This window comes from uncultured Gimesia sp., assembly GCF_937919775.1.
Lineage (GTDB): Bacteria > Planctomycetota > Planctomycetia > Planctomycetales > Planctomycetaceae > Gimesia.
In genome coordinates this window covers 1-7,597 of record NZ_CALFPF010000175.1, presented here as the reverse complement: position 1 = coordinate 7,597, position 7,597 = coordinate 1, and the positions used below count along the sequence as shown (strand labels likewise).

6 protein-coding genes and 1 pseudogene are annotated in these 7,597 nt (G+C 53.5%); 5 read left to right on the top strand and 2 right to left on the bottom strand.

Going from position 1 to position 7,597, the window contains the following annotated elements:
• From Q0294_RS04800 to Q0294_RS04780, 5 genes and pseudogenes are all read left to right on the top strand, one after another.
• Positions 1-1,618: pseudogene (locus Q0294_RS04800) on the top strand (c-type cytochrome); the annotation flags it as partial.
• Positions 1,619-1,641: 23 nt separating this feature from the next.
• Positions 1,642-2,517 carry a hypothetical protein gene (locus Q0294_RS04795; RefSeq protein ID WP_299461471.1) on the top strand — a complete coding sequence of 292 codons (876 nt, stop codon included), beginning with the start codon at positions 1,642-1,644 and terminating at the stop codon, positions 2,515-2,517.
• Positions 2,518-2,592: 75 nt separating this feature from the next.
• Positions 2,593-3,714, top strand: a complete 1,122-nt coding sequence (locus tag Q0294_RS04790) for a hypothetical protein (RefSeq protein WP_299461469.1) — start codon at positions 2,593-2,595, stop codon at positions 3,712-3,714.
• 91 nt (positions 3,715-3,805) lie between these two features.
• Positions 3,806-4,597, top strand: coding sequence for a peroxide stress protein YaaA (gene yaaA / locus Q0294_RS04785; protein ID WP_299461467.1), 792 nt, complete (start codon positions 3,806-3,808; stop codon positions 4,595-4,597).
• Between the two features lie 28 nt (positions 4,598-4,625).
• The gene (locus tag Q0294_RS04780) at positions 4,626-5,633 is read left to right on the top strand and encodes a methyltransferase (protein WP_299461465.1); all 1,008 of its coding nucleotides are present in this window, start codon (positions 4,626-4,628) and stop codon (positions 5,631-5,633) included.
• Between the two features lie 21 nt (positions 5,634-5,654).
• On the opposite strand, the gene Q0294_RS04775 is transcribed toward Q0294_RS04780, so the two are convergent.
• Together Q0294_RS04775 and Q0294_RS04770 are read right to left on the bottom strand one after the other, a co-directional pair.
• On the bottom strand, positions 5,655-6,578 hold the full coding sequence (locus Q0294_RS04775; RefSeq protein WP_299461463.1) for a transporter: 924 nt from the start codon (positions 6,576-6,578) through the stop codon (positions 5,655-5,657).
• 158 nt (positions 6,579-6,736) lie between these two features.
• Positions 6,737-7,375 (bottom strand): TolC family protein, encoded by a 639-nt coding sequence (locus Q0294_RS04770; protein ID WP_299461461.1) that lies wholly within the window; start codon positions 7,373-7,375, stop codon positions 6,737-6,739.
• Between the last annotated feature and the right edge of the window lie 222 nt (positions 7,376-7,597).

The following is a 7,597-nucleotide window of genomic DNA, read 5'->3' as shown; positions in this document are numbered from 1 at the left end:
GCTCGACACCGGCCTCGGTTCACCCACCGCGATGATCTTTGGTACGGAAAGCAATTTTCCTGACCGCTTCAAAAACGCGCTGTATATCGCCGACTGGCAGAACGGACGCATCCTGCTCGTCGATCTGATTCCTGTCGGCGCCAGTTATACCTGCCAATACGAAGTTTTTCTCGAAGGGGGGCCGCTCAACGTCTGCGACATGCAGTTCGGTCCCGACGGCGCGCTTTATTTCATCACCGGCGGTCGCGGTTCGCAATCGGGACTTTATCGCGTGACGCCAACGGCAAAACAAAAGACAAAATCGACGGCCCCTGTGATTAACGAGAAAACAGAAGCCCTGGCGTTGACGGCACGAAAACTAAGGCGTCAGATCGAACAGTATCAAACGAAACCAGTAGCCGACATCAACTTACTCTGGCCTCATCTGAGTAGCGAAGATCGCTGGCTTCGTTTCGCTGCTGGACGGGCGATTGAAAACCAGGATGTTTCGCAGTGGCGAACAAAAGCGCTGGAAGAATCACAGCCCAACGCAGCCATCGCCGGGTTGATCGCATTGTGCCACAAGGGAACTGCCGCGGACAAGGACGCTGTCCTCGCAGCGCTGAACCGCATCGATCTGAGTCCGTTAAAACAACAACAGCTACTGGCCCTGCTACGGGCCTACCAGCTCTGTTTCATTCGACTCGGCGCCCCCACAGCAGCACAAACCAACATCATCAAACAACGACTGCAGCCGCTGTACCCGCATGTCACCAGCAGCGCCAATCACCTGCTCTGCGACCTGCTGGTTTATCTGAAAGACGAATCCGTTGTTCCCCAAACTGTCAAGCTGCTCACCGACACATCGACACAGGAAGAACAGATTCGGGCCGCCCGAACACTGACACACGCCCGACAAGGCTGGAACAAAGATCTGCAAGGCAAATTCCTCGCCTGGCTGGCACACGCCCGCACCTTCAGTGGCGGCAAGCAGATCACCGAGCGTATGCGTGATATCCGCGTCGACTTTTTAGACACGCTCACCGAACAGCAGCGTCAGGAGTTCAGTCAAGAAATCGCGGCTCTGGATAAACCACTGGTCGAGGAAGAAACCGGCCCCGCACGCCCCGTAGTACAGGATTGGAAACTCGATGATTTCGAATCACATCTGGCATCGGTCACAACCAATCGCTCCTTTAACAACGCCCGACAGGCGCTGTTAGCCGCCAATTGTCTGAAGTGTCATCGCATCGGCGCGACCGGGGCCCAGGTCGGCCCTGATCTAACGAGTGTCGGAAAACGCTTCGACAGCCGCGCCATTCTGGAATCGATTATCGCGCCCTCTAAAGTGATGGACGAAAAATATCTTTACACGGTTTATATCCTCACCAGCGGAAAAATTGTGACCGGACGCCCCGTTGGCGTCAGTAAAACGACGATCACCGTCGAAACCGATCCCGTCAGACAGACCACTGTCCCTGTGCTCCGCGAAGACATTGAAGAAGCGGTCCTCTCCAAAACTTCGCCGATGCCGGCCAGCCTGATAAACGTCCTCACACAGGAGGAAATACTGGATCTGTTGGCTTACCTCAAAGCGGGCGGCGACCCGCAAGCGGAAGCGTTTCAGAAACAGAAATAACTCAAAACGGGAGTGAACGGAACATGTCTGCGATCCATTGTGTGAACCATCTGGGCCTCTTCTTGTTTTTATTCAGCAACTCCGTCGTTGTCTCCGCCGCCGATCCGGTCAACCTCAACAGTCTGCCCTCCGATTTAAAAGTCCCCGCGGTCACACACGAACCACCGCAGGCCGGAAAACGGGTCTGGCAGACGAATCCCGGATTTGAACAGACCGAAATCGCACACGCGCTGTATCTTCCTCCGGACTGGAAACCCGGCGAAAAGTATCCGGTGATCATGGAATACCCGGGGAACGGCGGCTTTTCGAATTCCCTCGGTGATCGCAGTCAAGGCCGCGTGCAGGACTGCAAACTCGGCTATGGTTTATCGGGCGGCACAGGCATGATCTGGGTCAGCCTCCCTTTCGTCGATCCCAAATCTGGCAAGCACGCCCTCAATTGGTGGGGCGATCCTGATGCCACCGCCGCCTACTGCAAACAGACGGTTGCTCGGATTTGTAAGGAATTCGGCGGCGACCCGAACGCGGTTTTTCTCACCGGATTCTCACGCGGCGCCATCGCCTGCAACTATATCGGTCTGCGTGACGATGAGATCGCAGCCCTCTGGAAAGCCATGCTGCCTCACAGTCATTACGACGGCGTGCGCAAATGGAATTATCCCGATAGCGACGCTGCGTCCGCCCGCAAACGACTGGCGCGACTCGGCTCACGCCCGCAATTTATCAGCCAGGAACAGAGTATCCGCGCGACGGAAGCGTATCTCAAAGATTCAAACTCCCAAGGCCAGTTCACCTTCCTGTCACTCCCTTATCCCAATCATTCCGACGAATGGGTGTTGAAAGAGATCCCCGCACGAACCCGAGCCCGCCAGTGGCTCGCTGAACAACTCAAACACTGAGTGTCGTTGATCTCTGCCCCGCGGTAAGATAGATTGAAGGACACACTTTCATTGCGACTGAGGAGAAAAAATCGAATGGCGCGTCCACTGCTGCGGACTCTGTTTTCACTGGCAATCAGCTTCACTTCCGTTTTGTTCTCGATGATGACTGTAAATGCCGAGGAGCAAAAACGGCCGCACATTCAAATCCGCGGCATCTATGGCGGCGTGCCCGATCAATTACTGGATCAGAAAAAGACGTTACCCGAGCTGGGCATCAATGCGGTCTTTACGGGCTCGGGAAGCTTGACGCAGGAACGCATCGCGTTATTGAAACAACAGGGCGCGAAAGTGTTTGCTGAATTCAATACCATGCACGTTGCCAATTATCTCAAAGACCATCCGGATGCCAGCCCGATTGGCGTCGATGGAAAAGTCTGTCCGGCTCCGCAGGGCTGGCAGGGAATCTGCCCGACACATCCCGGCTATCGCCAATATCGGATGGACGAATTCCGCAGAGTGCTCAAGGAATTTGAAATCGACGGCATCTGGCTCGATTATCATCACAGCCACGCCAGTTGGGAACGCGCGGTCCCCGATCTGCCCGACACCTGTTTTTGTGAGCGCTGCCTGAAACAGTTTCAGCGGGAAACGAAAGTTTCACTGCCTGATGCCCCCACCTCTGAACTCTCCACGCTCCTGTTGGGAAAACAGAAAGCAGCCTGGGTCCAGTGGCGCTGTGATGTGTTTACCGACTGGGTCCGCGAGTTCCGTGCGATTATCAAGGAAACACGACCGCAGGCTCTATTGGGGACGTTTCACTGCCCCTGGTCTGACACCGATTTCAACGGCGCACTCAAAAACAAACTCGCCATCGATCTGAAAGCGCAGGCACCATACGTCGATGTGTTCAGCATCATGCCTTATCACGCGCGTTTCAATCATCCAGAGGACCCCGCCTGGATCTCGCGTCAGACCGCCTGGCTGGGCAAACACCTGAGTATCAAAGGGGAACCGGGAGAACGGCATAAAATCTGGCCGATCGTCCAACTTTCAGACTGGGGCGAAACAGTGCCCGTGGAACAGGTGCATTCGGTTTTGGATCACGGCACGCGATTGCCGGCGACCGGAGTGATGGTCTTCCGCTGGGGTTCGCTGCACCCGCAAACAGATAAAGTAGACGCGATGATCGAATATTACCAGGCTATCAAACCGTAGACGTCTGGTTTTGTTTTCGTTGACAATCTGACTCGCGCGATCTATAACCGACGCGGATACTAACCAACCCGCAGCAGGACCGATCGCGACCATGTTGACTGTACTCTCTCCCGCCAAATCGCTGGATCTGGAACCGCAAAAACAGACCTCGAAATTTTCGACGCCGGAATTTCTGGATGAGGCAGAGCGACTCGTCATTAAGCTGAAGCGGATGTCAAAAAAGTCATTGAGCGCGCTGATGGGAATCAGCGCTGATCTGGCTGAACTGAATCACAGCCGCTTCAATCAGTGGTCACGCCCTTTCTCCGCGACAAACGCAAAGCAGGCAGTGCTGATCTTCAATGGGGACGTTTACCAGGGGCTACAGGCAAAACAGTTTAAGGCGCGTGACCTCGCCTTCGCGCAAGACCATCTGCGAATTCTCTCCGGGTTGTACGGCGTTTTACGTCCGCTGGATCTAATGCAGGCCTATCGTCTCGAAATGGGAACCAGCCTCGCGACGCCCCGCGGCAAATCGCTGTACGATTTCTGGGGCGACAAAATCACAAAGTCGCTCAATGCGGAACTTGTAATGCACAAGCAGAAAACACTGGTCAATCTGGCCTCGAATGAATATTTCAAAGCGGTCAGACCTCGATTACTGGACGGCCCCGTCATCACGCCGGTCTTCAAGGAAATCAAAGACGGCAAGTCTCGTACGATTGCTTTGTTCGCGAAACAGGCCCGCGGGCGGATGGCGGCCTGGATCATTCAGAACCAGATCGAAGCCCCCGCACAACTGACCGAATTCAATTTAGATGGTTATGAATATCAGGCTGATGAATCGACGGCAGAGAAATTAACCTTTTCCCGTCCTCAGCCGCCACCGGTCGGAAAAAAATAACAACCCCTTATTAGAGAAACAAAGTCCCATGACTGTGATCGCACCCCATCAGCAACTCGACCAGATGATTACCGGCTATTGGTCATCACAGGCGATTTACGCCGCGGCCAGCCTGGGAATTGCCGACCTGTTGACAGCAGGACCGCAAACGGCGGAGCAACTGGCGACTGCTACAGATACGAATGCCGGGGCGCTCTATCGCCTGTTGCGTGCGCTGGCGAGTGTGGGCATCTTTGCTGAAAATGCACAACAGGAATTTGCGATCACGCCATTAGCCGAATGCTTGCGGGGTGATGTCCCGGGTTCCAAACGGGCGCTGGCCATGATGTCGGGCGACGAACATTTTCGGGCATGGGGTGAAATTCTCTTCAGCATTCGGACCGGCAAAACGTCGTTCGATAAAGTGTTTGAAAAACCGTTCTTCGAATATCTGCCGGAACATCCCGATAAAGCGCAGATTTTTGATCAAGCAATGACCGGCATTCACGGCAGGGAAACCGACGTCATCCTGCAATCGTATGATTTTTCAGAAATGAAAACCCTGCTGGATATCGGCGGCGGTAACGGCTCGAACATCACAAGTATTCTCAACAAATACCCGGACATGCAAGGCACTCTGTTCGACCTGCCGCATGTCGTCGAACGGGCGCAACCCCATATCGAGCAGGCAGGACTCAGTAACCGCTGTCACCTTGTCGGTGGCAGTTTTTTTGAATCCGTCCCCGAAGGAGCAGACGCGTATTTCATGCGTCACATTATTCATGACTGGGACGACGAAAAATCGCTCACCATTCTCCGTAACTGCCATACTGCGATGCCGGAACACAGTAAGCTACTGGTTGTCGACAGTGTGATTCCCGCGGGAAACGAGCCGTTCGCCGGCAAGTTTCTGGATCTGGTGATGCTGCTGATTCCCGGCGGCAAGGAACGCACGGCTGAAGAATTTCGGTCTCTCTTTGAACAAGCGGGCTTCGAACTGATACGCATTATTCCTACAAAATCGGAACTCAGCATCATCGAATGCATCAAACGCTGATCCAAGGTTTCGTGAGTCTTGTCAGGGAAAACGAATCGAGCAACCCGCGCCCATAAAGTAGCCGTCGGCGGCATCATTCAAACCGACGCCGGCACTCACGTCGAGCTGCAGGTTATTGTTGATCAGATACGTGAAACCGGCGTCAAAATAGTGCTGTGTCTGCGCCGTCGTCGCGCCACTGGGAATGAGTGCGAACCATTCGGTAAACGCTCCTAACTTTTTCGACAGCGTATATCCCACGGAACAGGATTGCGCGAATTCCAGATAGGATTGGCCGCTTGTGTCTACGGTGCGATATCCTTGAGTAGAAGCCGCAATCGAAAGGAAATCGTTGAGATCCCAGGAATAGATCCAGTCAATGCCCGGATCGACCTGATTCGACGTGAACGCAGGACTGCCTGTCGGAACACTCATCGACACGATGATCGCCATTTCGGGCAGGAGGCCCGTCTGGGGCGTCAAAGCAAACTGGAGTGCGAGATCCAGGTCCTGGGTTCCAAAGGTCGTATTCTGAAACGTGCCTGCCTCGGTGCTTTGCTGCAGGGGAGAAAAATCGATACGAAATTCGAGCCAGTCCACCAGAATTCCCTGCCGAAACAGGAATTCGCCGAACGACTGATAACGGACATCCAGGCCCCCCGCTTTGCTGTCGAGATAGGTATATCCGAACTCAATCTGAGTAACCCCTTTGCCCACAGTCACAGAGGTCGAGGTAAAATTGGGACGATCCGTCACCAGTGGTTGATCCAGTTGAGGACCGCCGGAACAACCGGTCCCCTCACTCCACTGAAAGAGCGTGCCACACTCGGGGGAAAAGAAAAGTCCCTTGCGAACGCAGACTTGACTTTGCTCCTCTCCCGTCTCTGCCAGTGTTGTTCCCAGCTGGCTCTGCTCAAACAAGATCTGTTCGCTGTCTGCAATCAAATAACAAGGGCAGCAAATCATCGCGAAAAATGTTAACATACAGAGCAAGCTATGAATCCGATGTCTGTTCATCGTGGTGGCTCTCTGCTGAAACTTTCATCTAATAGTCAATGACCCCGAGTGATGTCATGTCAGCCTGATCTCGCTCAACGAATCTTGTTAAAATGAAACGGAGACCGCTACTCACTTTGAGTTACTGGAAGCTGATCTTCTGCCAGCGCTGCCCGGTAGTCTGCCTGTTCTTTGAAATACAGCAGTTTCGCATCTACGGCTTTTTCTGCGGACTCAACCGCATATTGTTCGCGCAAAGTCACTTTCAACAGATCAGACAAGCCTTCTTCGAAGTTGCGGCGCTCCCGACGTGCCAGATCTTCTGCATAACCAACGGCCTGCTCAGCCTGGTAAGCCTGTTTGTAAGCCCCGATTAACCCAGCGTAGGCATACTCGACTTCAGCAATAATTTTCTCTTCGGTTAATTTTCGCTTGGCATTGAGCTGCGAGATCTTGCCGCTCACCGACTGAATCTTCCCGCGGGCTTTGCGACGTTCAATCGGAACATCCACGTACAGCATTGCATCGAGTTGAAATGGGCCTTTATCATTCTTGGGATCAGTTCGATAACCAACATCCTGAGCGGCCGACATTACTAAATCCACCGCCGGAAGAGTGTCATTCATGGCCTCGGAGTGATCAATATCCAATTGATGCCGTAATAGATCGAGTGCATAAATTTCCGGCCGTTGTTCCAGTGCCAATCTGGCATCGGACTCAACCCGTTCTGGCTCGATCTCCTTCAATTCTGGAAAAACAGGAATCATATCAGGACCTGGAATCAGCGGTTCACCGGTTGAATCACGATAGTATAACGAAAGCTTGACTGCCGCCTGTTGTAATTTTCGTTCTGCAAAGGCACGCTTCCCTGAACGCTCAGCAACCAATCGTAAGTTATCAGTTAATTCCGGTGGATCGAGAAATCCATTTTCAACCTGTAAACACCGGTCAGAAAACGTAGCGCCTGCCGGTCAAAAAACGTAGCGCTG